Raw genomic sequence first — 24,652 nt, forward strand, 5'->3', positions numbered from 1 at the left:
ATATGATTAATTATCTTAAATCTTGACTGCAAAAAAAACGTATAAAGCGAAACCAAATCCAGAAACAGGATTGATAGTTTTTATTCGAACATAAATTTTATCAATTAAAAAAAGTATTTCAATAGAAAGCATCTAACAAACAACAACTTAAAGAAACGAAACTAAAAGTCGTTGAAACCCCAATAAAAAAGGGAGTAATTTAAAAAACCACTCCCTTTTGTTATTAAATTTCTTTGTATGAATTATTTAGCTTTAGGAAGAAAAATAATGTCTAAAGTATTAGCACTATTAAAAAAGTTTTGCGCTGCTTTCTTTATATCTTCGGTTGTTACTTTATCTAAAATGGCATCATAATACTCCGGAGCCATCATGTTTTCATCATAATTGTAATAGGCTTCTAAAGTCGCCATCCAATATGAATTAGACTGCGTCATAAGTGGTCTGGTTTTCTTTAAATTCTCGACCACCTTAGCTAAATCGGATTGTTTTACATCCTTTTGAATTTGTTTTAATTCATTATACACCAAATCATTTAAATGTTCGGCATTATTCGGGTCGCAACTAAATGATATATCCATATTTAATTTAGAGGTTGGTACACGCACATCTCTCGCATTAACAGAAATAGTATATACACCACCTTCTTTTTCACGAATGTTTTCAATAAAACGAATGTTAAGAATATCTCCTAAAATATTGTGATGTACAATAGTCTCTCGATTGTAATCGACATTCTCTTCCATTTTAATGACTACCATGGCTCTTGGCGCTTCCATTGGTATCTCAACACGATGTTTATTTAATCCTTTCGGAAAGTAATCATCTAATGCGTTATAGGTTTCCTTTGCATCTTCACCCTCAAGAGCACCGATGTATTTTTCAACCATCGACTTCACCGTATTGAAAGGTACATCTCCAATTAAATAAAATGTAAAATCACCGGCATTACTGAATCGCTCACCATAGATTTCTTTCATTCTATTGAAATTAATTTGATCGAGATAAGCTTTATCAAATTCAAAATATCTTGGATCTCCATTTGCCACTAATGTTTTATAGGTATTACTCATTACCGTATTCGGATTTTGAACAGCATTGTTCAAACTGTTGTAATTACCAGTCATCAATTCATTAAACTCAGCTTCATCAAATCTAGGAGTTTCAAAACGCATGTAAACTAATTGAAACATCGATTCTATATCTTTAGTTGATGCACTGGCAGTAATACGCTCGTTGTAGGTTTCTAAACTCACATTAGATTTTGCTGAATTATCGGCCATGACCTTACTGTAGGTTAACGGATCTAAATCTCCTATACCAAACCTGTTTACCAAACTTACTGCCTGTAGCGACGGAATATCTTTAATATCGTACACAGAAGCACCTCCTTGACTAACGGCATTAAGTTCAAGATGTCCTTTTTGTGCATTACTGAATTTATACACCACTTTAGCTCCGTTAGACAATTGCCACTCTACGGCTTTAAAATCTTTAATTAATTTCTCGCTAATAATTTTTCCACCTTCAGGAATGGAATCTAATAGAGCCATATCAACAGGAAACTGATCGACGTAAGGCTCGAGTTTACTTTTTTCAACCTCAGCCATAATGGACTGAATTTGTTTCAACGTAGGTACTTGTAAATTTTCCTTTTCTGGTGCAGTAATTGTAAATACACGGTTCTTTTCAGTTAAGTATTGTTTTGCTAAAGCCGATACTTCTTCTTTGCTAATGCTTGGAATAATAGTCTTGGCAAAATTGTAACTAAACTCATGTGTTGGTACAGCTAAACCATCTAAATACGCACTTTTAATACTCTTTGCATAACTATCGGAGCTACTGTTTTTACTTCTTTGTAACCAGATGTCGTTATTCTGAAGCATTTTAGATTTTAAACGATCGACTTCACCTTGAGTGAAACCATGCTGAACTACACGCTGCAATTCGGTATATACTGCTTTAAAGGCATTTTCTACTTCACTTTCATTCGCTGAAAGACTTAAATTAAAGGCCTTGTAATTTTTCTCAAAATCGGTATACAATGCACGAGGCGATTTAAAAGGTGTTTTACCTTTCATAATAGCTTCTTTGTAACGCGCATTCATTAAACTATTAAAAACGGTATGCACAAAGTTTTCTCTTTGCTGTGCCAGTGAATTATCTTTTCTATAAAACTGTCTGATTTCTAAAGTCAATCCTACATTTTTAACTTCCTTATCGGTAGCGACTTTATACAGCGGTTTTTCATTATCTGGAATAGTTACATATTTACGTTCCTTAGGATTTTTAATAGTTGGTATTTTAGAAAACAACGCTTTAACTTTTTCTTCCATGATATCGACATCAAAATCACCCACAATACCAATTGCCTGCAAGTCGGTACGGTACCAATCGTGATAAAAATCTCTTAATGCTCTATATTTAAAATTTTTAACCACATCCATACTGCCTAAAGCATCACGCTTAGAATATACACTGTTGTTATATTTAACACCTTTAAGTTGTTTTTCTAAACGGTAATTAGCATTATAGCGCTGTCTCCATTCTTCCTGAATCACGTTACGTTCGGCATCAATTTCTTCATTGGTTAATGATAGTTCGTTACACCATTCGCTTAAAATCAACAAACAGGAATCAATAACCTTTTCATTAACAGTAGGCACTTCACTTAAATTATAAACGGTCTCGTTGGTAGAGGTATAGGCATTAATTTCTTTACCAAACTTCACTCCCTTTTTTTCTAACCAGTCAATCACTGAATTCCCCTGAAAATGGGTAGTTCCGTTAAAAGCCATATGCTCTAAAAAGTGGGCCAAACCGTTTTGCTTATCACTTTCTAAAACAGCACCTACGTTTTGATACAAATAAAAACTGGTTTTATCTTTCGGTATTTCGTTATGTTTAATGTAATACGTTAATCCGTTTGGAAGGACTCCAGTTCGAATCGTTTTATCGAACGGAACCTCTTGAGTTAAATCTAAAGTGTTTTGTGAAAACCCTAAAAAGGAAATGAATCCTGTTAAAATGAATATTAAAAATTTACGCATGTTTTTGAATAAAATAAGGCAACATGTTTATGGTTGAAATAAACATATTGCCTTTTGATTTTTTATAATTCTATAAATTTAAAAGCTTAAAGCAAAATGTCTTCGCCTGCCTTCATTAAATCTAATTCTCCTTTAATAGCCGATAATCTTTTAAGGTTTTCTTCCTGTCCTAATTTAAAGGCCTCCTCCTTAACTTCTATTGCCTTATTTTTATCTCCAGCAACATAAAGAATATTGGCATAGTTACTAGTGTTTTCAGCTGAATTAGGACGAATATAATAAGCTACTTCCATCCATGATAACACTTCTTTCTTCTCTTCTTCGGTATTTACAAAACCGACATAATCTTTTAACATTCTGTAAAGATCCTCGCTATACTTAACAGCATTTGGTCTAATCATTCTTAAGGCTTCCGGATCACCTTCTGCTCGTTTCTGTAACCAATCTAAATAAAAGGTTCTGGAACCTTCTTTATCTATTGCTGCAACATATTTTGCTATATCGTCATGCACTAAAGCTTTATATTTTTCGCCTTGTCCAGAGTTTAAATAATAGTACGTATACATGCGTTTTCTTTGCGCATCATTAGCAGTAAAACCAGCTTCACCTGCTCTTTGAAAAGTTAACTCCAGGTACGTTGTATCACGTTTAACAATGGCATACTCTGTGGTTGCCGTAATCATTTTTTTTGGCAAACCCTGGTAGATTTCTCTAATGTCTTTTCTAACGTACTTTTTCCAAGCCTTGGTTTTTAAATTTTCGTTAATAATACGATCTGCCTCTCCTCCAAACACAAGTTGTTTATTATGGTTAGCTAATAAGTTTACCATAGCCTGACTTGAATCTGCAATAGAAGTTTGAACTTTTAAATACTGTTCCAGAATATCTGTGTAGTTTTTATCTGTTTTTACTTCTAATAACTTATCTAAATATTTTGCTAATAAAGCTTCGTCTTCTTTATTTTTATTGTAAAGTTCTGATAAGCGTGCTATACTGTTAGGATTATTAGCTGAAGCCATAGCTGCTTTTGCCTCACTTAAAAACTCTTCAGCAGGCATCGCACTTGATGATCTGTATACCACCTCATCATTTGCATCTATAAACACATAACTTGGCAGCCCTTGAATTCCGTATTTTTCCTTAAGTTTTGGTCCGTTACCTTTTTCAATGTTTAATTTATAGGATACAAAATGCTCGTTGAAATAAGCGCCTACCTCTTCTTCCATGAAAACAGTTTTTGCCATTTTTTTACATGGCGCACACCAGTCGGCGTAACCATCTACAAACAACACTTTATTTTCTTTTTTTGCTTTATCGAACGCTTGTTGAAAACTTCCTTTTTCGAAATGGATACCCTGTGCAATTGCTAAAACAGGTAAGAGAAGTAAGGTATATAAGATTGATTTTTTAGTAATCATGAATATGTCTTTAGTTGTTTAAATTGATGCTCCTTTTTTCATTTGTTCCAGTTCGTATGCTTTATTTACAAACTTTTTATCAGAAGTTGGCCAGTTTTTAATGGCCCTTTCTTTAAGCTGAATTGCTTTTTTAGTCTTACCTTTTTTATAATACATTTCAGCTTTAAGATCGTCTGTAAAACAATTATCTGCTTTTAACTCGTAACCATACTTAATCCATGTTTTAACAACTTTATACTCTGAATTAGAAGTTACACGTTTTAAATATTCTTTACCTTTTTCGTCAATTTCCTTAAGAAGTTTTAAAGCTTTTAACCCTTCTTTTGAAGCATTTAACATAGATACTCTTTCAGGTTTAGGATCTCTATCATAAGCTTTTTTATACATTTCATAGCTTTTTTTATCTTCCTGATGAATGTCTTCAATTGAGGTTTTAGTAATAAGCATGTTAATATAATTCGCTGCAGTGGCTTTATATGATGCATCATCATCTAACATATCAAAGTATATTAATTCTGCTTCGACTAAATAATCTTCGCGAATACGATCTTCCGGCTGACTTTTATAAGCTTCAATATAAGTTTTCATTAACTCAGGGTCTTTGTTACGGACAGCAGTATCGAAGGTTCCATTAAGAATTTGAGTCTTAATTCTTGGTAACATCTTAGCTTCAAAAGAAGAAGCTTGTTTCATAAATGTTTCGTAATTTTCATCAAGAATCTGTTCACCTTTTCCTCCTATTAAAATATTTCTCGAATTTTTAAGCAAATATTTTAACATCTCAGGGCTCGACTCGTCCATTTCAGTTTGCACTTTTAACCAAGCATCAACTCCAACTGAAATATCCTGTCCGAATTCATCCATTTTTTTGATATACATCTTAAGAAACTGTTCATCGTTTTGCTTATCAACAAACATGTCTTGAAGGTTTTCTAAGCTATACTCACTATTTATAGATGATATCGCTCTTTCTGCCATATCTAAAAAAACGTCTTCTGGTTTGTAAGCCGTATCCATAAGAAGTACTTTGCCGTCTGTATCTAAATACAATAAAGTGGGGTACCCTGTTACGTTATATTGCTTGGCAACAGCTTCGCCTTCTTTCTCGGCATCTAACTTTAAGTTTATAAAGTTTTTGTTATACATCTCTCCTACTGTTGATAGTGGAAATATATCTCGAGCCATTTTTTTACAAGGGCCACACCAAACCGTATAAAAGTCGATAAACACTAATTTGTTTTCGGCTTTAGCTTTGGTTAATGCCTCTTCTAAGGTTATATGTTCGAAATTCATTCCCTGTGCAATCCCTAAAAAGGGCATCAGCAAAAGAATGAATACTAATATTTTTTTGTTTATCATAGTCTGTACAATGAAGTATTTAGATTAATTCACCTTTTTTCATTTGCTCTAATTCGTACTTTTTAGCCGATAATTTTTTATCGTCTGCAGGCCAATTAGCTAAGGCTTTTTCTTTGTACTCTATAGCCTTCTTTGTTTTTCCTTTTTTATAAAAGAGATTACTCGTAAGATTATCCATTAAATATGGGCTGCTTTGCAACTTGTAACCATATTCTACCCAACCTTCAAGTTTTTTATAATCACTTTTTGAATCGGCATATTTTAAATACGCTTCTCCTTTGCTGCTAAGGTCCTGGACAATTGCTCCTGATTTAGTTTTACCTGAAGTGTTTTCAACCATTAAGCTATCTACGTAATTTTCAACCTCTTTTTTATAAGACTTAGAATCTTTAAGTAACGCATAATAGGTTATTTTATAGTCTAAGTAATTCCCTCTTTTCTTATATTTTTCTGGTAATTCATTGAAGGCTTCCATAAAGGTTAACCACAACTCAGGGTTTTTAGTTTGAAAAGCATAATCTCTTGTGTTTTTTGCTAAACGTACTTCCTTAAAAACTTCTAATTCCTCTTCTTCTTTTCTGGTTGCGATATCCATGTATTCATCGAAATTGGCCATCAAGATTTCTGCTCCTTTAGAATTAAGTAAAATATAGTCTTTATACTTTAACAAAAACTCCATCATGTCTACATCGGCCTCTTCTATTTCATTCTGTACTTTTAACCAGGCATTAATCCCTTCAGTTGGGTTTTGCCCATACTCTAAGAGTTTAGTAAAATAAACTTTTAAAAAATCGGCATCATCCTGTTTGTTTGGAAATTTAGCCTGTAATTTCTCCAGACTAAACTGGCTGTTTTCTGAAGCTACAGCATCACGTCCTAATTGAATAAAATCATCAGGCATACGTGTTCCTGATTCCTTATACACTATATTACCATTTGAATTTAAATAAACGTAAGTAGGGTAACTATTTACCAAATATTTTTTAGCCGCAGGTAATCCTTCCTTTTCGGCATCAAGCTTAATGTTTATGTATTCTTTGTTATATACTGCACCAACTTCCGGCAAGGTAAATACATTTTTTGCCATTGATTTACAAGGCGCACACCAAGTGGTGTAAAAATCAATAAACACTAATTTATCTTCAGATTTAGCCTTTTCAAGTGCTTCTTCTAAAGATATGTGTTGAAATTCGATGCCTTGTGCAGATAAATTTAAAAACCCTATTAAGAAGATAACAGCAAGGGTTAAAACATTTCTTTTCATATTTTTTCATTAAGTTTAGGAAATAGCCAAAGCCGGCTACATATTATTAAGACGCATTTTTTACCGTTTAGAGTGACAGAACAACAAAAAAAGCTGTTACCTATAAAGATAACAGCTTTTCGATTTTTTTACAAACTTGATTAATATGCAATTACAAATTGGTAAGCTTTAATTCTGAATTAGAATAAAATACTTATCCAGATTGATTAAGCGTTTCATGTGATGCTCGATATCTTCTTTTGAAATGTTACGAATCATCTTTTGGAAATCCTTCATGGTGTATAATTTCCCATAATCTAATCCCCATTTTAAATAATCAGAACTCACACGACTGGTTTCGTAAAAAGAAGCCACATAATCTTTTTCCAAAAGGGCCTTAATTCCAATTGCCTGGTCGTCTGTCAAAATACCTTGACTCATAGATGGCAAGACCTCTTCCTGCATTGCCTTTTGTGCTGCCTCTACATTGGCCAGATCCTCCACAATATAACGAATACTAACTGCATTTAAATTTTGAGATACATTGGCATATCCAGAGGCTCCTAAAGAATAAATATAACCATACTTCTTTCTCAAAATATGAAACATGCGTTTATAACCATATTCTGCTATACCTTCACTAATCAATTTATCTTTAAACGAAATTGCCTTATTATCTACACTTGAAAATATAAAGCTTGATTTTGAAGACTTTTTCCCCCAGTCAATTGTCTCTACAATATTTGATTTTGCCAATAAAGGTGGTCTGGTTTCATTTACAGATGTATTAAAATCAACTGGTTTTAAAGTACCAATATATGTTGAAATTAACTCATCAACATTCTCAGGTAATGCACCTCCAACATAAATATATGAATCTCTAAAACTACGCTTAAACATGGAATAATAGTCGAAGTATCTATTTACAGTTTCTTCAGTAATAGTTGTATCTGTAACTGTTGGTACATTTAAGCCTTTTCCTAAAATTTCATTTACATAATCGGCATACTCATCTTTAGAATTTCCTGATCGCTTTAAATAACGTTTATAACTCTCAGAAATACGGTCTCCTTTTGGTAAAGTTTCATTATTAACCATAAGGTTAAAGATTTTCACCAATTCTGAAAAGTTGTTATTAGTCCCTTTCAACTGGAACTCATAATCGTAATTATTAAAAGTAACACTTTTATATACTCTAGTGCTTCGGCATAAATCTTTGGCTTCTTTTTCTGAATAATCAGCAAAAGACTCATCAAAATTATCGGCAACAAACTTAAACATAGCTCTATCCTTTTCAGGAATATTATTCAAACCGTGCTTACTTACAATTTTTATTTGTGTTTCTGAATTTGGAGCATAGTTCACAACAACTTTAATACCGTTATCATACTTTAACAGGTACAGATAATCGCCAAGCTTTACCTTCTTTTTAATTGATTTAGGATTAAAATTCTGAATTCTAACTTCAGGTAAGTTTGCATTACTTCTTATTTCAAACTGATTAGATGGTTCTGCAAATTTATAAGGTGCAACCTTCGTGTTTTTGTTAATATGCTTAATGGCTCCTAAAATATAAGCTTCATTAAACGCTGCATCAAAAGCTTTAGCATGTTTATCAAACAAAATGGTTTTGTTTAAATCTGTGAAACCTTTAAGAACTTCTGTAAAATCTTTAGAGGTAATGGTATTAGCAATTTCCTGCATGTATTTTACCTTATCTGATGTAGATAATGGCATTTCTCCTTTAAAGAAATGCATTTGTACGGCACCAAAATAATTATCAGGATTACCAAGATTACTTTCATAACGCTTTAATAATTTATCTACGAAAAAATCTATTTCTTCCTGAAGAAAGCCATAACGTCTTGCCTGCGCAACAACATAATTAAAATTGCTAAGCATGGTTTTATATGAAGCATTGTCTTTGGCCTCAAGCCTGAAATTAAACCACAAATTACCTGTAAACGGATAAGCCACATTAGCAGTAACTTTCTCAATATTTGAGTCAGGTAATTGATTTAATCTATTTTGAAGCATTTCGCAAAACACTTTATAAATCAAATCCCTTTTATACGAATCAAAATCGATAACAGGAAAATCTCTGGTTTTAAACCCTAAAACCAGCATTTCGGAGTTTCTATTTTCGTAATCTCCCTTAACAATTGTCTCCTGGCTTAGGTCTAAATATTTGTTATTGCTTTTACCAGTTGCATGAGCAAGTTTACCATATAATTTATCGATGTACTTTGAAACCTTTTTCTCATCAACCTTACCATAAATAACAAGTGCTAATTGATCTGGAGTGTAATACTTATTGTAAAAATCTTTAACATCTTTTGAGGTGACACTTCTTATCTGTTCTTCAGACCCCAAACCATTATGTCCCTCTAAATAAGTTCCAATAACAAAGGGGGTGCCTTCTCCTTTTCTAAGTTTAATTTCTTCAATAACTACTTTCTTCTCGACTTCTAAATCGGTGGAATCCATTTGAAGATTAAAACACCAATCATTCATCAATCGCAGCGTTTCTTTTAGAGTAGCATCATTATTTTCTGGAATAAAAATACGGTACTCGGTATGGGTATCATTTACAGAGCCGTTATAATCCCGCCCAATTCGTAAGCCCATACGTTCTAAAGCTTCGGAAGTTTCATTACCAGGGTAGTTTTTGCTTCCCTTAAACACCATATGCTCTAAAAAGTGTGCTACGCCACGCTCTTCCTTTTTCTCTACAAAACAACCAGTATCAGATAGCAGATATAGACCAATTTTCCCTGGTTCACCATTTGGAATAATGTAATATCTAAACCCGTTTGGTAATTGTTTATATGTAATACCTTCTGGCATAAAAAAATTCTGCCCATAAGAATGGGCAGAAATTATAATAATGCTTAGAAAGTGTAATATGTGTTTTACACTAACTTTCATAGTTTATATTTTTATAAAACCTACTTAATAAAAGAAGGAATAAACTTCTGTTGCCTGATAATAAAAACTTGTTCCTTTATTATATAATTTATTGATAGAAGTAATATTACCATCGGCATCTGCCTGGTAGGTATACGACGGTTCTCTTAAATAGCTACTTGAATAACTTGGATCAGTAGGTACTGTTTTAGTCATAATATATTTATGCCATAACAAGTCGTTAAATGCATTTAGCATTATATCGTTATATTTTACAAATGGAGGTAGTCCTGCTTCAAAAGTTGGAATTAATATAGGATCGTAACCCTCACGATGTTGTCTTCGTACTGTATTACTACCTAAATACGAATCATCCTGCCAGAACTCGCTAAAAATACTTTCTCCCAAGCCAAATGGATCTTGGTAATCGATATTTTCACATCTTGAACTGGTAAAGAAAGAAACCACTTCACCCTTTTCATTATACACAAACTCATCAGACTCTACGTTAACACTACCTATAGAGGTAACATTTCCGTTGTCATCAGTATTGAATATTTGCTCTTCTATACTTGAAATCTGCGTTGTTCCTTCTACATAATTAATATAAGTATAAGTTATACGCGAATAGGTTCCACTGGAATTTATAGTTCGGTAACTAATAGTATCAACCATATTCAACTCATTATAGCTAAATTCATTGTGATGATTAGTTCCATTGCTAAAGGTATAATCAAAAACAACTAGTCTATCCTGATCGTCATAAGTTGGAGTTATTGTAATTAGGGAACCTAGATAATTTGAATAATTAATATATTTTGGTTTCTTGACAAAATCACTTTTTCTTACAGTTATAGGTGTAATTGACTCCTGTCCTTTATCATCAGTAATAATAACTTCTATTGTATATTCCTGACCTTCCTCTAACTCACCAACAAATACTTGTGTTTTTAGAGTCATCTCATAAAGCATATCTTCCGGTGTGGCCGTAAAACTGTACTGCTCTTCTCCTTCAAATAAAACTTTTACTGTACTAATAGTGTTTAAACCTGTAGAAATAATCCCTCTAACATTATAAACCGGTGCCGCTACAGCAATACTTGTACCACCAACCAATCTAATTTCAGGAAAAGAAAAGCCTTTAACATCTATTCTAATACCACGGTTGGTAGAACGTGCATCTTTATCAACTACTTTTATTATGTAATTTAAAACAGTATCTTTTTCAAATTCAGTTAAATCTACGCGATAATTAAAATCGAAATTAGTTTTACCGTTAAACTCATCAATTTCGTCCAATAATGTATAATCTGTAGCATCTAACAAATCAATATGGTCTACACCATTAGGCACATTCATTTTAAAACTGATATCGTAATAATCGGCTGTATCACGACGAACTTCAACACGTTGATCTCCTATTTCAAAACCTGGATCAGGGAAAACAGGATCGCTTTGGCAAGCCTGAAACATAGCCAAACCAAGTAAACCTAATACTGCGCTATATATATATTTCATTTTCATGATATAATTTTTAGTTTTTAATTTAACACTTCCAGATCTGGATTCACACTTAACATATCTACTCCCCATCCAACAAATAAGTCTAATAATATTTTCATATTATCCTGAATATTTTGCGGATATGCCGTAATCTCAGCACTACTGTTATGAATCATTTCATTCAAATAAGAGCGAACGTCTAACTCTTTACTTGCCACAAATTCATCGCTTGGTGCTATGGCATTATAATGATAAATACGACCAATTACGCCTAGATAATTACCATCCTCATCATAATTCTGCTGAATAGTACCAATTTCTGAATCGTAGAAGTATTTTGCATCTATAAATCCTTTCTCATAAAACCAATCTTTATCGATTACAAAAACCAATTTTTCATCTGCTATTCCTGTTTCTTCTCTAAATACAGGTTCCATTTCTAACCCATAATACTCATCTTTACCAAGCGAGAAAGAACTTGGCACTTCATCATATAAATTATGCATCCCCATAATTCTGGATAACAAAACATAAAAGTTATCTTTCGAAAAAGCATCTATTCTTGATGCTGTACCGTAATTATCAAGATTTAAGTTAAAAACTATAGAATGGCTATTATAAACTGTTTTTAAGCTGTTTTCAGGACTTGACACCTGTCTTGAATCTGACTCGATAATTACACGGGCAACTTCACCCTGAAGTTTATTATCACTAAAAATGGATTCGCTGATTAATACCTTGTAAGGCATCATTGCTGCTATACGACTATCGGCAATAAAATATTTAAACACATTATCGTTTAAAAAATTTACAGCCTCTGTAGTATAGGCTTTATAATCGGCTACATTTTCTGCAGGTAATTGTCCCTCTTCGTTTTCAAACAAGGTTCTTAACATAGGAATTTCTACACTTCCCCATCTGTCACTTGCCGCACTTGTAGAGGCCTCATATGCAAAATCCATTACGTTGTCATACTCATATAATACGCCCGTATTATAATTTTCATATAGATTTTTAACTGTAGGAATAGTTAAATCTAATTGAGAAGCAACACGGTCTTCATCTAAATTTGAAGGCTTTAAGTTTTCTTCTACATCACAAGAAACCGCTAAAACTGCGGATAACATGATGTATAGAATGCTATATTTTTTCATAATTATTTATTTAAATTGTTAACAGTGAACACCTAATTAATCGATGATAACTTCTTCATCAATTACCGGTATCTTCTCATAACGCTCATTATTTCTAATTAGCGGATTATTCTGTCTTTCCTTTAACGGAATAGGCAAAGTATAGTTAATATCATCTGAAAGTAACGTAAATGTTTCTGTTCCTGTCTTAACCCCATCACTTCCTATTAAGGTGAATACATGTTTAATTTCAGGTCTGTTTGCCATACGTCTTAAATCGAACCATCTGTGGTGATCTTCGAAACATAATTCTTTTCTACGCTCATTTAGCACAAACGACAATACTTCACTTACATTGGTTGGGTAAACCACAGAAGCTGTACTTGTGTATCGTTTTGCGTGTAATGCTTTAATATCGTTAACAGCATTAGTTAAATTTTCTTTTTGAGCGTAAGCCTCTGCTCTATTTAAATATGCCTCTCCAATCCTTAAATTAGTGAAACCTAAAGTTGAGAAACCATCTAAATCATATTTCTTTGGTATATATAATACATTACCAGAACCATTATCAGAAGTAGCAAAATAAGCTTCTTTACGAATATCAGCATCATCGTAAAGATTTATCAATTCTGTATTTGCAACATACGTAGCATTTTCCCAAACTACTCTTCCAATAGTGTAATATGAATATAACACTTCAGGATTAGTCTCTGTTATAAATGGTGTAGTCGATGTCATTTTGGTTAAACTTCCTGAACCAATAGCTAAATCGGCATATGAAATAACTTCATCCCACTCTTCCTGATAAAGTTTTACTCTGGACATTAACAAATTACAGGCGGCTTGACTTGGATGAAATTTTCCTTTTGTAATACCACTTAAATCAAAAAGCTCATTAGCCATTAAAATATCCGATTCTACCTGTGCATAACATTCTGCAACAGTATTTCTTGAATACACCATTTCAACACCAATATTAAGTCGTAATGGCACACCTAAATCGGTATCTGCAGTAGAGGCATTAAATGGTTGACCATATAAGTTTAACAGATTAAAATAAGATAACGCTCTAATAAAATAAGCCTCTCCCTTTACAAAATCCTTTTCGGTTTGTTCACCTGATGCTTCATCTATAAGTTCTATAACGTAGTTTGCTATAGCTATATCTTCATAAGTATTTTGCCAAGCATTATTGATATTTGACAATTCATTTCCGTTTTCGTCAATTTCAATTTCACGCTGCCAGGAATATGTTGTTTTAGCCCCTTGTTTAGTTGAGCTTCTTGCTAAAGCATTCTCGACCACATTATCTGTCATATGATCTATAGTTTTAAACAAAGGATAACTAAAACTAAACTCTTGCAATAACAACGCTGCAAAATGATCAGGCTGTTCCGGAACTAATTTATCTTGATCGCGTTCATCTAAAAAATCGCTACAAGCAAAACATGTTATTAGAGGTAATATAAATAGTATTTTTTTCATTGCTTTATTTTTTAGAATGACATGTTTAAACTTAAACTATAGTTTGGTAAAGTTGGTAAACCTACACCCGACACTTGCTCAGGATCTTGACCTTTTAAATCTCTATCGAAAGCCCAGAAAGACAAGTTACTTCCCTGTACTCCTAAATTTAAATGCTTTATGCCTGTTCCTTCAATTAATTTACTTGGCACATTATAAGACAAAGTTAAAGACTGAAAACGAATATGATCAGCACTTACAACTCTGGCATCACTTCTATCGTACATCCACCAGGCATTTCGTCCATCTGGAACTGCTTGCCCTAAATTAGTTACGTAAATATTGTTATATCCATCAGCCAAGGCGTCTGACGTAAACCTTTGGTTATAATTAGACAAGGTAGGAATATTTGTAAATGCCTCATCACCTGGTTGTCTCCATCTATTTACGAAGGTTCCATGCATATTTTCGTATGGTAATGGTAAATTCTGATTGCCATTATACAAACCTAATAACCTTGTTTTATACCCCAACTTATAAGTAAAACTTGCAGATATTGTAAAGTTTCCAGATTTTATTTGTGTTCCAAAACCTCCATAATATAATGGTGTTCTACTACCTTCATAAACTAAAGCTGCTTCTAATTGCTGCTCTGGTGTCATACCTGGTTCCACAAGATGTTTAAACGTTGGTAAACCTTCATCTGTTAAACCATCAAACTGGTATGAGAAAAATCCGTTTGTAGGGAATCCTGCCCTGTAAATGCTTCCTGACAAGTAATCATTTACTGTTAATCCCTGAAACTGTACCCCTTCTTCAAAACCACTCAACACACGGTCTCTGTCGTACGAGAAGTTAAAGTTTGTACTCCAGGATAAATCTTTAAGTTTTAAGTTTACGGTTCTAATGGCAAACTCAAAACTATTAACCGATTTACTACCTGAATTATACAACTGTGTAGTAGATCCATTAACTAATGAAATTGGACGATTCTGTAATAAGTCGGTACTTTTTGAATAAGCATAATCCAACGCTCCACTAATTCGTCCATCAAACAAACTATAGTTTAAACCAACGTTAACAGTCTCAGATTTTTCCCAACGTAAATTAGCATTAGGAAAACTTGAAAGACTTGCTGTATTTTCTGGATAATATACTGCGTTATTTTTCCCATAATTTTGAATTATTAAATATGGGCTCGCATTTGGCATAGTTCCTCTAACACCGTAAGACCCTCTTAAAGCTAACTCATTAATAGTCATGCTGTTTTCCATAAATTTTTCATTATGAATGTTCCAACGTCCAGATGCCGACCATGCTGGTTTAAACTTATAACGTTCGTATTGACCAAAGGTATTAGATCCATCGCTACGTGCATTAAAGTTTAACACATAACGCTTATCGTATACGTAACTAAAAATTCCGAAATAAGACATTGTATTTTGAACACGATCTGTAATTGATGGATAAACCGATTGACCATCGGTTGTTAACCAGTTAATCATCGCATCGTAATCATATCCTTCATAATTTATTATAGACTGGCCATCATCATTTGTTGTAACACCCACTCTTGGTAATGAAATAAATCCACGTCCTTGATAATGGTTATAACCCGGAACAGTGAAACCTGTCGCTCCCCAATAATTCACTGAACGTGCTTCCTGACCTAAGTTTAAATTAATATTATGCTTATTGTCTTCGTCTAAATAGGTTTTATAATTTAACTGGTTGGTAATAGAATAACTATCCTGACTAACCATACCTCCACTGTAAACACCCCCAAAAGGTAATGTTGAATATCTATCTACACGTTCATCCAATAAATCCTCAAAAGCATCATAAGTTCTTAATTTAGCAGAATAAAAGGTATTTTCGGTAATCCACTCTTCAGTTAAATTGGTTGTATTTCTATAACTTATCTGACTTGTAAATCTAAACGCATCTGAAAGATCCCATTGTAATGAAGCTGCAATATCTAAACTCTTATTATTGATATTTCTCTCGGAATTATCCATTTCGTTTAAAATATTGTATCCTCCATAGGCCGTTCCGTAAGCATCATTTAGCAATGCTCTACTTTGGTAAAAATAACTGCCATCTTCATTGTAAATAGGAATCGTTCTACTGGTGTAATACGCTTCATTAAAAGCATTTATTGAGTTGTGATTATAAGTTGCCTTCTGCACAGACCCACTCATTCTTAATCCTAAAACAACGTTATCTTTTAGGTTAATATCTAAATTTGAACGGGCTGTAATACGGTTTAAATCTACATTTTTCTCATCACCTTGCTGGTCGTCGTAACCTAAGGAGAAATAATATTTCATATTATCACCACCACCTGAAACACTCACAGCATGTCTTTGGGTAAGGGAGTTATTATATAACTCACCAAACCAATCACTGTTCAAGGTTTCTAAATAATTAACCTGATTTTGGAACTCCTGATAATTATAAGTGCCATCCCATAAATTCATTAAAGCGCCTTCGTAACCTAAACGATCAATATTATCATAGTTACTTGCAAAACCAAGGTTTCTTTGATACATTTCTCTAGATACATCGATACGTTCTTTAGAATTCATCAAATTAAAATTTGAATATTTAGGTGCCTGAACAAAACTTAAATTTGCAGAATATGTTAAAGAAGGTTCTCCGGTCTTACCTCTTTTAGTGGTAATTACGATAACTCCGTTAGCAGCTCTTATACCATAAATTGCTGTTGCCGATGCATCTTTTAAAATATCGATTTTAGCAATATCTGATGGGTTAATACCTGACAACGCATTACCAATAATATTAACATTATCGAAACTATTAATTTCATCTGCAGAAAGTGGCACTGGGTCTTCATAAATAACACCATCTACAACCCAAAGCGGACTTTGGTTTCCTGTGAAAGTACTACCACCACGAATTCTAATTTTAGCTGCAGCACCAGGTGTAGAACTTAAATTAGTAATCTGTAAACCAGGCGCTTTACCCTCAAGCATTTTATCAACACTAATAGCTCCTGCTATATTTAAATCTTCTTCTTTTACAGTTGCAATAGCACTTGTAGATTCTCTTTTATCAATCTTTTGATACCCAGTATTAATAATTACCTCATTAAGATTCTCTATTTCTGGCTCAAGTTTTACTTTTATAGTTTCAGAACCTTCAACAACTATCTCTTGTGAAGCATAACCTAGATAAGAAACTATTAACGTTGATGCCTGTGGAAGTTTAATTACAAAATTTCCATCGAAATCGGTCACCACTCCTAGCTTACTGTTTTTCACTAAAACATTAACTCCTGGTAAAGCTTCATTTGTTGCGGCATCAATTACCGTTCCTGTTACAGTTATCGTTTGAACTGGTATAACTTTACCATTTTCTACAATAACAATAACGCCATCAACAACTTTATATGATAAATCGGTTCCTTTTAAAACCTCATCTAAAATTTCTTCAACTGGCGCATTAGTTTTATTAACCGAAATATCGGCTAATTCGTTAATTTTCTCGTCGTTGAAGAAAAAACTGTAGTCAGTTTGTTTTCTAATCTCTTCGAACAATTTCGAAAAACTAACATTAGTTAAACTTAAGCTAACTCGTTTTGATTGTGAATATGTGGCTGCGTTAATTGTAAAAACAGCACTAAAAATTAAAATAATGGATATCCTCATTTTTTACCATTGTTTTTAGTGGCCTTCGAAAACTGAAAACCGTTGGTTAGTAAAATCCTCTTTCTTCTCATAACAATTTTTAAGTTGAATTAATTAATTTCCCTCTTGAAGCAAAAGCAAAAAAAGGCTAACTCATTGATAGCCTTAATTTAATAAAATTTTATCTGAAAACATATATCTTTTTATTATCCTCTACTTTAATGTTCACAGACATTTCCGCTTCGATAATTTTTAAGATACTTGTCATATTGCTGTACCTAGGAAGATCTCCTGTAAAGCTTAAGTTTTTTAAACTGTCGTTATCGTAGTAAACCTCAACATCGTACCACCTCGACACTTTATATAAAAACTCTTCTAAGGTTACGTTATTAAATACGAAACGCCCTTCTTTCCAGGCAATGTATGGATACGCATCGACTTCCTGCTTTTTAATAGCATCGGTCTGCTTATTTAGAATCGATTGTTGATTAGGCAACAAATATTTTTTATCTCTAGAAATATTATCTGTAACCTCTACTTTACCTTCTACCAGAGTAGTCGTAATAACACTATCATCTCTGTAGGCTGAAACGTTAAATTCAGTTCCTAAAACCTGAACTTCCTGATTTCCCGTCATTACTATAAAAGGCAACTCTTTATTAGGTGTTACATCAAAATAGGCCTCTCCTTTTAAAGCCACACGACGCTCGGTCCCAACAAAAGGAACCGTATAAGTTAATTCTGTATCTGAATTTAGCCACACCTTAGTTCCATCAGATAACACCAACTGGTATTCAGCACCTCTTGGTACTTTTAATGTATTTGTTTTTACTTTATTATCGCCTCGTCTTCTGGACTTAGCATCTTTATATTGAAGTATACCCTTAACATTTTCTAAAGCAACTTCTCCCTCTTGAATTTGATTATCTTTTGATTGCTCCAAATCAATAACTTCTCCAGTAGATAAAACAAGTTCTGCATGAGAGGTTCCAGGCGCGATACTAGAAGCTGCTATAGGTTTTAAACGGTCATTATTTGAATCTGTAAAAGTGAACACGGAAAAACCAACAACCAAAACAGCCGCCACAGCAGACATCCACTTAATAGCTTTTAATCTTAAAACTTTACCTGGTTTTTCGGAAGCGATCTCCATGCGATCTAAAAAAGACGCCCACTCCTCCGTCGTGTCAATACTTTTTAATTTTTCCTGCCACTCATCAAAGGTATAGGCATTAAGAATATCTTCAGCAATTCCTTTATTTTCATCTTGCTGCTCCCATTCGTATAACACCTCTTTTTGTTCATCGGTTAAAGAGTCTAAAACTTTACCCGCTAAAAGCTCCGAATATTCGAATTGTTTATTTATTTCATCCATATCCTTATAATTACAACAAAGAATAACGCTGTACATTAATAAGGACGCAACATTTTAAGCAGAGAGTGACACTTTTGTTAAAAAAAACTAAAAGAATTCTATAAAACTCCCTAAAATAAAAGCAACAAACTGAGAACCAAGCATCTGCCTCAACCTGTTATAAGCTCTTTTTTTCACAGTTTTAACAGAATTTATAGTTATATCCAACTCATTTGCAATATCTTGGTTACGGTATCCTTCTAATGTTAATCTAACAACGCGTTCAGATTGAGGAGACAATTCTTTTATAGCTTCATGCAGAAGCTTATAAGTTTCTTCTCTTAAAATTTCGTTTAAAAATGATTTTTGAGCAATTGTTAGACCTTCATCCAGAGAAGTATTACTGATGTTTTTCTCTTTTCGTAACACACTTATACAAGCGTTTTTTACCAAAACATACAAATAAGCTTGCAGGGCCTTTTCACTGGCAAATTCTTCAGTATCCTTTTGCCAAAGTTTCACAAAAGCCTCTTGAGCAACATCCTTTCCCTTCTCCTCGCTCTTCAAAATACGAGAGGCCAACATATACATTGACGGAAAAAGACGCTCAAAAATAGCTTTGAACTCCTTACTGTTATACTGAATCGTTATACCTGAAACCCTCATTATTGTTCTTTTCCAACAATTTACACAGACTTAAACCACTCAAAAACAAAAACTTAACTTCATTCTTTGTTTTATTTATTTATTTATTTATTATCTCTATGTAAAATTATTGCAAGTTTAGCAAAGTTATATAGAATATCATGACAATTTGTGAAGTTTATCTTAAAACTAAATCACTCAAAAACAACACTTTTAATCATTCCGAATAATCCTATTTAAACAAATAAAAAATCTTACAAAAACAAGTTTACAAAATATTAATATCCCAACAAAAATTTAAAAATGATTAAACTAAAACCTCCTGAATAAACCTCAAATTTCAATAAAATAATTTATTAAATTTAAAGTAATTATCATTTAACATACGTCAGTATTACTTCTAATTTAATTCATAAATCTATGATAGCTTTCTTTGTAAATATATTTCGGTTAAGTAAAATTCTGTACAAAGGTGTAAAATACGACCACGAGTTTAGATTTTTACTTTTTACCATCCTCCTTCTACTAATTGGGGCCACACTTTTTTATAACCAGACGGAACACTGGAATATTTTAGATGCTTTATATTTTTCAGTCATGACTATGTCTACCGTTGGCTACGGCGACCTTACCCCAACAACAACTATGGGAAAAATTTTCACTATGATTTATTCCTTTATGGCCATTGGCTCTTTTGTTGCTTTTACTGCTAAAATTGTAACCATTATGTTTTATAACAAACGTAAAAAAAAGGAGAAGGCTGCACATTAACATTTTACAACGTTTTTTTTATTACCTTAGTAATAAACCATTTACAAAAACCAGAAACACTTTTAATTTTAAATCATATGAAAAGTCTTTACCAAATTTTAACTATTGCTGCATTTTCATTATGCTCACTAAACTTAATCGCTCAAGATGGCGATGGTGCTGACGCATTAGCAAAACAACTACAAAATCCTGTAGCTAATTTAATTAGCGTTCCTTTTCAGGCTAATTACGATTTAAATGTTGGTCCAAACGACGGAACAAAGTTTTTAACTAACGTACAACCAGTCATTCCTATAAGCATAAGCGAAAACTGGAATTTAATTGGACGTGCCATTATCCCTATCATAAAGCAATGCGATGTTAATGGAAATAGCGGAAAACAAAGCGGCTTAGGTGATATGGTTGTTAGCGGCTTCTTTTCTCCAAAAGCACCAACAAAAGGCGGGCTTATCTGGGGTGTTGGCCCTGTAATTTTAGCTCCTACAGCAACTAAAGACGAATTGGGTTCTGAAAAATTTGGTTTAGGCCCGACTGCTGTAGCATTAAAACAAATAAATTCCGTTACTGTTGGATGTCTAATAAATCATATTTGGTCGGTTGCAGGAAAGGACGATCGCGCCGACGTTAATGCTACATTCTTTCAACCTTTTATTGCTAAAAACTTCTCCGGAGGATATGCTTTAACATTTAATACTGAGTTAACACAAAACTGGGATTACGATTTAACTTCGGGAACATTTCATATAGTTGCTTCTAAAGTCGTTTCATTTGGTTCGCAAATGACACAAATATTTGCAGGACCAAGAATACACTACGGAAGTGGTAATGCCGCTGAATGGGGAATTCGCGCAGGAATCACTTTATTATTCCCTACAAAATCATAAATAATAGACTTACACCTATAAAAAAAGCACCTGACAAAATCAGGTGCTTTTTTTATATTATAATTACCCAAAATACTAAAACTTCTTTGAAACCCCTAATCCTAAATTAATGGTATTATATGCATCCCATCTAAAATCATGACCTAGGGACACTTCAAATTCCCACTCCTTTGGCATCTCAATAGCATACTCAACTTCAGCTCGAATTAGAAATAAATTTTCACCCTTAGCAAACTCTTCTCCAACACCCAACAAGTAACTAAAATGCTCTCCCGGTTTATAAACCGCCATTAATGCCGGAGCAATCGGCTTTTCTCTTTCTAAAAATGCTGCTTCACCCTCCTCTGAAGACAGGTTTTTTTCAACAACAAAATTCTCTATGATAATATCGGTATGTAACCCTACAGCCCATTTCTCATTCAACCAATAGTTATAGTAAAGTGTAAATGATGGCAATGCTTTCCATTCCTTTTTTCCTTCAGCATAGACACTTGGCACATGTGCATGTCCCAACAAAAAGCCAACCTGGTGTTTTAATGTTTCTTCTGATTCGCCTTCAAATGATTCCTCTTGAGCAAAAACACAAGTACACACGAAAAGGGCTAAGCTTAAAAAAAGTAATATTCTTTTCATACTATTTCATTTTAAGTGGTTATACTTTTCAATAAAAAAAACAGAGCTATAAACTACTTCTTATTAACAATATTTTCAATCCCCATACCTTTACCAAAACTATATAAACCAGACATGGCCTGCTTCATGCTTATCGGATAATAAGTTATTGATTCTTTAGGCACATACCTCACCTCTCCCGCATCAAGTCTTGGCGCATCAGGAATAAATAGTGTGATAAATTCATTAGTTCGTTCTGTTATAAAGGCAATATTATATCGATCCTTTTCTTCTTCTAAAATAATGGCCTCCCAAAATTCATTAATTACCGTTTCCTGATCACCAATCATCCGGTATTTTAAAATTTGAATTGACGGGAAATGCACAAAGAGTTTTTCTTCTATATTATTACTCCATTTACTAAAAACACCCCGCTGAATAAAATAGCCACTAATTAAACAGATTACAACAATAATTAACACGCATACAATTAAAACGGCGGCTCCGCCAAATACAGAATGTAAACCAAACGCTTCGGATATTTTAACTGCTATTGGTGTTAATAAGGCAATGGCTTTTGACCCTAAAAGAATAATAAATAATACGGGAGTTAAGAAAAAAAGTCCTCCTACTATAAGCGAACTGGAAGGTGGTTTAAATTTTGCCATAAGATGTAACTCGACTAATGTATTAATTTAATTTGCAACAGATTATCTGTATTAAATATACACATTATATAACATCTAATCACACACAAATAAAACTTTTATTACAACTGCATACAAATCTACTTTGGAAATTAAGGTTAATTTTTGTATTATAAATTATCGAAAAAAATAATTTTATGGGAAAAGGGGATAAAAAAACAAAACGTGGCAAAATTAACCGAGGTACTTTTGGAGCAAGACGCCCTCGAATAAAAAAGAAACCTTCGGTTGAGACTAAAATAGACATCAACAAAAAGGCGATTGCCAAATAACATCTATTAAACTTCTATTTCAGATAAAACTTTGGTGGCTTCACTCACCGTATTTCTATACATGCGTTTGTTGGGAGCTGTCATGTTCTGAGATTCGTTAACAATATCCTGAAGTATCTCTTTGGCTTCATCAGCCTTTTGACGTTCTATTAAAAGTTTAGCCAGTTGCAATCGTTCTTCATAAAACGAATATCGAATATCTATTTGTTTCAAGCTAGATTCTGCTGCTTCAAAATTCCCCAATTTGTCCTGGGCCAAACCAAATACAAACTGTGCTCTCGATTTATCGAACTCATGCTTATCTTTTATCATTTCGGCGTAAGCTATAACTTTATGATAATCTTCAACTTTAAAATAAGCATCTATAAGTTTAGTAATGATATAAAAGTGATTTTGAGATTTATCTTTTAAAGCTTCTTCATATTGTGCTATGGCACTATAAAAATCTCTGTTTGCTAAATAAGCATCGGCAAGATTTACCCGATTCTGGTATGTTTCTGAAAAACGAAGCCGTTTCTCTAAATCTTTTACTTTTTTGGTTGGATTGATAATCGATACAATACCATCCTGAATTTTTTCTGCATCGCGTTTATTGTAAACCTGAGTAACTAAATAAATTATTGAGCCAGCAACGGGTAAAAACAGGATAACAAATACCCAATAGTATGCGTTTCCATTTTTAAACAAATGATAAATACAATATGCCTGAAAGGCCAGAATAAGATAGTATAACATTGAAATAAAATAATAAAGAGGAAAATTAAGAATCGTTATCAACCTTAATTTTCCTCTCTAAATTAAAAGATTATTTCAAAATAAAAAAGGGATTTCCTTACAATTGTTTATCTAATGAAAACCAAATCGGTATCGGTAGACATCGCTTCACTAAAACCGTAACCTTCGTAATTAAACCCTTTTAAATCGTCTACGGTTTGTGCATTGGTGTCAACTACATAACGCGCCATAAGTCCGCGAGCTTCCTTTGCAAAAAACGAAATGACTTTATATTCTCCGTTTTTTAAATCTTTGAAATTCGCAGTAATTACTGGCACTTTTAATGCTTTTTTATCGATAGCTTTAAAATATTCGTTGCTGGCAAGATTCAAGAACAACTCATCATCTTTCAGTTCATCATTTAATGCTTTTGTAATATCCTTTTTCCAGAATTCGTAAAGGTTCTTTTTGGTTCCCACAGGAAATTTAGTTCCCATTTCTAAACGATATGGCTGAATCAAGTCTAAAGGTTTTAACAAACCATATAATCCTGAAAGAATACGCACAGTATTTTGAAGACTTTCCAATTTATCCTCTTTTATACCATAAGCATCTAAACCTTTGTACACATCACCATTAAAGGCATAAACTGCAGGCCTTGCATTATCGGTTGTAAACGGTAATTCCCATGCCTGATTTCGCTCATAATTTAACTGCCCCAAAGCATCAGAAATACTCATAAGCTGAGACAGGCTTTTTGCCGATTTCTTCTTTAAAAGCTTATTGATACGCTCTGATTGATTTAAAAATTGAGCTTCTGAACTTTTTGTAGTGGGTAATTGACTTTCAAAATCAAGCGACTTGGCTGGAGATATGACTAATTTCATCAGTTTAAATCTATTATTATGGATTTATAATTTCAATTCAAATTTACAACTACTGCTCTACTTTAAAAATAAGAAACAACAA

General features: G+C 33.1%; 18 protein-coding genes. 3 read left to right on the top strand and 15 right to left on the bottom strand.

Annotation, left to right across the window (positions count from 1 at the left end):
• Positions 1–242: 242 nt before the first annotated feature.
• From R1X58_RS02535 to R1X58_RS02585, 11 genes are all read right to left on the bottom strand, one after another.
• A complete protein-coding gene (locus R1X58_RS02535; RefSeq protein ID WP_240571792.1) occupies positions 243–3,047 on the bottom strand; it encodes a M16 family metallopeptidase in 2,805 nt (934 codons plus the stop codon).
• A gap of 86 nt (positions 3,048–3,133) precedes the next feature.
• Positions 3,134–4,465 (bottom strand): thioredoxin family protein, encoded by a 1,332-nt coding sequence (locus R1X58_RS02540; RefSeq protein ID WP_240571793.1) that lies wholly within the window; start codon positions 4,463–4,465, stop codon positions 3,134–3,136.
• 18 nt (positions 4,466–4,483) lie between these two features.
• Positions 4,484–5,824, bottom strand: coding sequence for a thioredoxin family protein (locus tag R1X58_RS02545; RefSeq protein ID WP_240571794.1), 1,341 nt, complete (start codon positions 5,822–5,824; stop codon positions 4,484–4,486).
• A 19-nt stretch (positions 5,825–5,843) separates the two neighbouring features.
• Complete coding sequence (locus R1X58_RS02550) at positions 5,844–7,088, bottom strand: thioredoxin family protein (RefSeq protein WP_240571795.1); 1,245 nt, start codon at positions 7,086–7,088, stop codon at positions 5,844–5,846.
• 168 nt (positions 7,089–7,256) lie between these two features.
• Positions 7,257–9,995: a M16 family metallopeptidase gene (locus tag R1X58_RS02555; RefSeq protein ID WP_240571796.1), complete on the bottom strand. Its 2,739-nt coding sequence runs from the start codon at positions 9,993–9,995 to the stop codon at positions 7,257–7,259.
• A gap of 24 nt (positions 9,996–10,019) precedes the next feature.
• Entirely contained in the window at positions 10,020–11,492 is a 1,473-nt protein-coding gene (locus tag R1X58_RS02560) for a hypothetical protein (protein WP_240571797.1), read from the bottom strand.
• 23 nt (positions 11,493–11,515) lie between these two features.
• Entirely contained in the window at positions 11,516–12,631 is a 1,116-nt protein-coding gene (locus tag R1X58_RS02565) for a hypothetical protein (protein WP_240571798.1), read from the bottom strand.
• A gap of 36 nt (positions 12,632–12,667) precedes the next feature.
• On the bottom strand, positions 12,668–14,095 hold the full coding sequence (locus tag R1X58_RS02570) for a RagB/SusD family nutrient uptake outer membrane protein (RefSeq protein ID WP_240571799.1): 1,428 nt from the start codon (positions 14,093–14,095) through the stop codon (positions 12,668–12,670).
• An 11-nt stretch (positions 14,096–14,106) separates the two neighbouring features.
• Entirely contained in the window at positions 14,107–17,745 is a 3,639-nt protein-coding gene (locus R1X58_RS02575; RefSeq protein WP_240571800.1) for a SusC/RagA family TonB-linked outer membrane protein, read from the bottom strand.
• Positions 17,746–17,905: 160 nt separating this feature from the next.
• Positions 17,906–19,099 (bottom strand): FecR family protein, encoded by a 1,194-nt coding sequence (locus tag R1X58_RS02580; protein ID WP_240571801.1) that lies wholly within the window; start codon positions 19,097–19,099, stop codon positions 17,906–17,908.
• Positions 19,100–19,186: 87 nt separating this feature from the next.
• Positions 19,187–19,744 carry an RNA polymerase sigma factor gene (locus tag R1X58_RS02585; RefSeq protein ID WP_240571802.1) on the bottom strand — a complete coding sequence of 186 codons (558 nt, stop codon included), beginning with the start codon at positions 19,742–19,744 and terminating at the stop codon, positions 19,187–19,189.
• Between the two features lie 399 nt (positions 19,745–20,143).
• Between R1X58_RS02585 and R1X58_RS02590 the strand changes: the two genes are divergently transcribed.
• Together R1X58_RS02590 and R1X58_RS02595 are read left to right on the top strand one after the other, a co-directional pair.
• Complete coding sequence (locus R1X58_RS02590; RefSeq protein WP_240571803.1) at positions 20,144–20,494, top strand: potassium channel family protein; 351 nt, start codon at positions 20,144–20,146, stop codon at positions 20,492–20,494.
• Positions 20,495–20,571: 77 nt separating this feature from the next.
• Positions 20,572–21,378 (top strand): hypothetical protein, encoded by an 807-nt coding sequence (locus R1X58_RS02595; protein WP_240571804.1) that lies wholly within the window; start codon positions 20,572–20,574, stop codon positions 21,376–21,378.
• Positions 21,379–21,453: 75 nt separating this feature from the next.
• Here the strand turns inward: R1X58_RS02595 and R1X58_RS02600 are convergent, their stop codons facing one another.
• Both R1X58_RS02600 and R1X58_RS02605 read right to left on the bottom strand, forming a co-directional pair.
• Entirely contained in the window at positions 21,454–22,011 is a 558-nt protein-coding gene (locus tag R1X58_RS02600) for a hypothetical protein (RefSeq protein WP_240571805.1), read from the bottom strand.
• A gap of 53 nt (positions 22,012–22,064) precedes the next feature.
• The gene (locus tag R1X58_RS02605; RefSeq protein ID WP_240571806.1) at positions 22,065–22,658 is read right to left on the bottom strand and encodes a hypothetical protein; all 594 of its coding nucleotides are present in this window, start codon (positions 22,656–22,658) and stop codon (positions 22,065–22,067) included.
• 176 nt (positions 22,659–22,834) lie between these two features.
• Between R1X58_RS02605 and R1X58_RS02610 the strand changes: the two genes are divergently transcribed.
• The gene (locus tag R1X58_RS02610; protein WP_240571807.1) at positions 22,835–22,969 is read left to right on the top strand and encodes a 30S ribosomal protein THX; all 135 of its coding nucleotides are present in this window, start codon (positions 22,835–22,837) and stop codon (positions 22,967–22,969) included.
• Positions 22,970–22,975: 6 nt separating this feature from the next.
• Here the strand turns inward: R1X58_RS02610 and R1X58_RS02615 are convergent, their stop codons facing one another.
• Together R1X58_RS02615 and yaaA are read right to left on the bottom strand one after the other, a co-directional pair.
• On the bottom strand, positions 22,976–23,704 hold the full coding sequence (locus R1X58_RS02615) for a hypothetical protein (RefSeq protein ID WP_240571808.1): 729 nt from the start codon (positions 23,702–23,704) through the stop codon (positions 22,976–22,978).
• 107 nt (positions 23,705–23,811) lie between these two features.
• The gene (yaaA, locus tag R1X58_RS02620; RefSeq protein ID WP_240571809.1) at positions 23,812–24,570 is read right to left on the bottom strand and encodes a peroxide stress protein YaaA; all 759 of its coding nucleotides are present in this window, start codon (positions 24,568–24,570) and stop codon (positions 23,812–23,814) included.
• Between the last annotated feature and the right edge of the window lie 82 nt (positions 24,571–24,652).

It is taken from the genome of Aestuariibaculum lutulentum (assembly GCF_032926325.1).
Classification (GTDB): domain Bacteria; phylum Bacteroidota; class Bacteroidia; order Flavobacteriales; family Flavobacteriaceae; genus Aestuariibaculum; species Aestuariibaculum lutulentum.

What these genes read in the sequence shown, in the direction of transcription:
- R1X58_RS02535 (WP_240571792.1), bottom strand. Translation starts at nt 3,047, where the DNA reads ATGCGTAAATTTTTAATATTCATTTTAACAGGATTCATTTCCTTTTTA.
- R1X58_RS02540 (WP_240571793.1), bottom strand. Translation starts at nt 4,465, where the DNA reads ATGATTACTAAAAAATCAATCTTATATACCTTACTTCTCTTACCTGTT.
- R1X58_RS02545 (WP_240571794.1), bottom strand. Translation starts at nt 5,824, where the DNA reads ATGATAAACAAAAAAATATTAGTATTCATTCTTTTGCTGATGCCCTTT.
- R1X58_RS02550 (WP_240571795.1), bottom strand. Translation starts at nt 7,088, where the DNA reads ATGAAAAGAAATGTTTTAACCCTTGCTGTTATCTTCTTAATAGGGTTT.
- R1X58_RS02555 (WP_240571796.1), bottom strand. Translation starts at nt 9,995, where the DNA reads ATGAAAGTTAGTGTAAAACACATATTACACTTTCTAAGCATTATTATA.
- R1X58_RS02560 (WP_240571797.1), bottom strand. Translation starts at nt 11,492, where the DNA reads ATGAAATATATATATAGCGCAGTATTAGGTTTACTTGGTTTGGCTATG.
- R1X58_RS02565 (WP_240571798.1), bottom strand. Translation starts at nt 12,631, where the DNA reads ATGAAAAAATATAGCATTCTATACATCATGTTATCCGCAGTTTTAGCG.
- R1X58_RS02570 (WP_240571799.1), bottom strand. Translation starts at nt 14,095, where the DNA reads ATGAAAAAAATACTATTTATATTACCTCTAATAACATGTTTTGCTTGT.
- R1X58_RS02575 (WP_240571800.1), bottom strand. Translation starts at nt 17,745, where the DNA reads ATGAGGATATCCATTATTTTAATTTTTAGTGCTGTTTTTACAATTAAC.
- R1X58_RS02580 (WP_240571801.1), bottom strand. Translation starts at nt 19,099, where the DNA reads ATGGATGAAATAAATAAACAATTCGAATATTCGGAGCTTTTAGCGGGT.
- R1X58_RS02585 (WP_240571802.1), bottom strand. Translation starts at nt 19,744, where the DNA reads ATGAGGGTTTCAGGTATAACGATTCAGTATAACAGTAAGGAGTTCAAA.
- R1X58_RS02590 (WP_240571803.1), top strand. Translation starts at nt 20,144, where the DNA reads ATGATAGCTTTCTTTGTAAATATATTTCGGTTAAGTAAAATTCTGTAC.
- R1X58_RS02595 (WP_240571804.1), top strand. Translation starts at nt 20,572, where the DNA reads ATGAAAAGTCTTTACCAAATTTTAACTATTGCTGCATTTTCATTATGC.
- R1X58_RS02600 (WP_240571805.1), bottom strand. Translation starts at nt 22,011, where the DNA reads ATGAAAAGAATATTACTTTTTTTAAGCTTAGCCCTTTTCGTGTGTACT.
- R1X58_RS02605 (WP_240571806.1), bottom strand. Translation starts at nt 22,658, where the DNA reads ATGGCAAAATTTAAACCACCTTCCAGTTCGCTTATAGTAGGAGGACTT.
- R1X58_RS02610 (WP_240571807.1), top strand. Translation starts at nt 22,835, where the DNA reads ATGGGAAAAGGGGATAAAAAAACAAAACGTGGCAAAATTAACCGAGGT.
- R1X58_RS02615 (WP_240571808.1), bottom strand. Translation starts at nt 23,704, where the DNA reads ATGTTATACTATCTTATTCTGGCCTTTCAGGCATATTGTATTTATCAT.
- yaaA (WP_240571809.1), bottom strand. Translation starts at nt 24,570, where the DNA reads ATGAAATTAGTCATATCTCCAGCCAAGTCGCTTGATTTTGAAAGTCAA.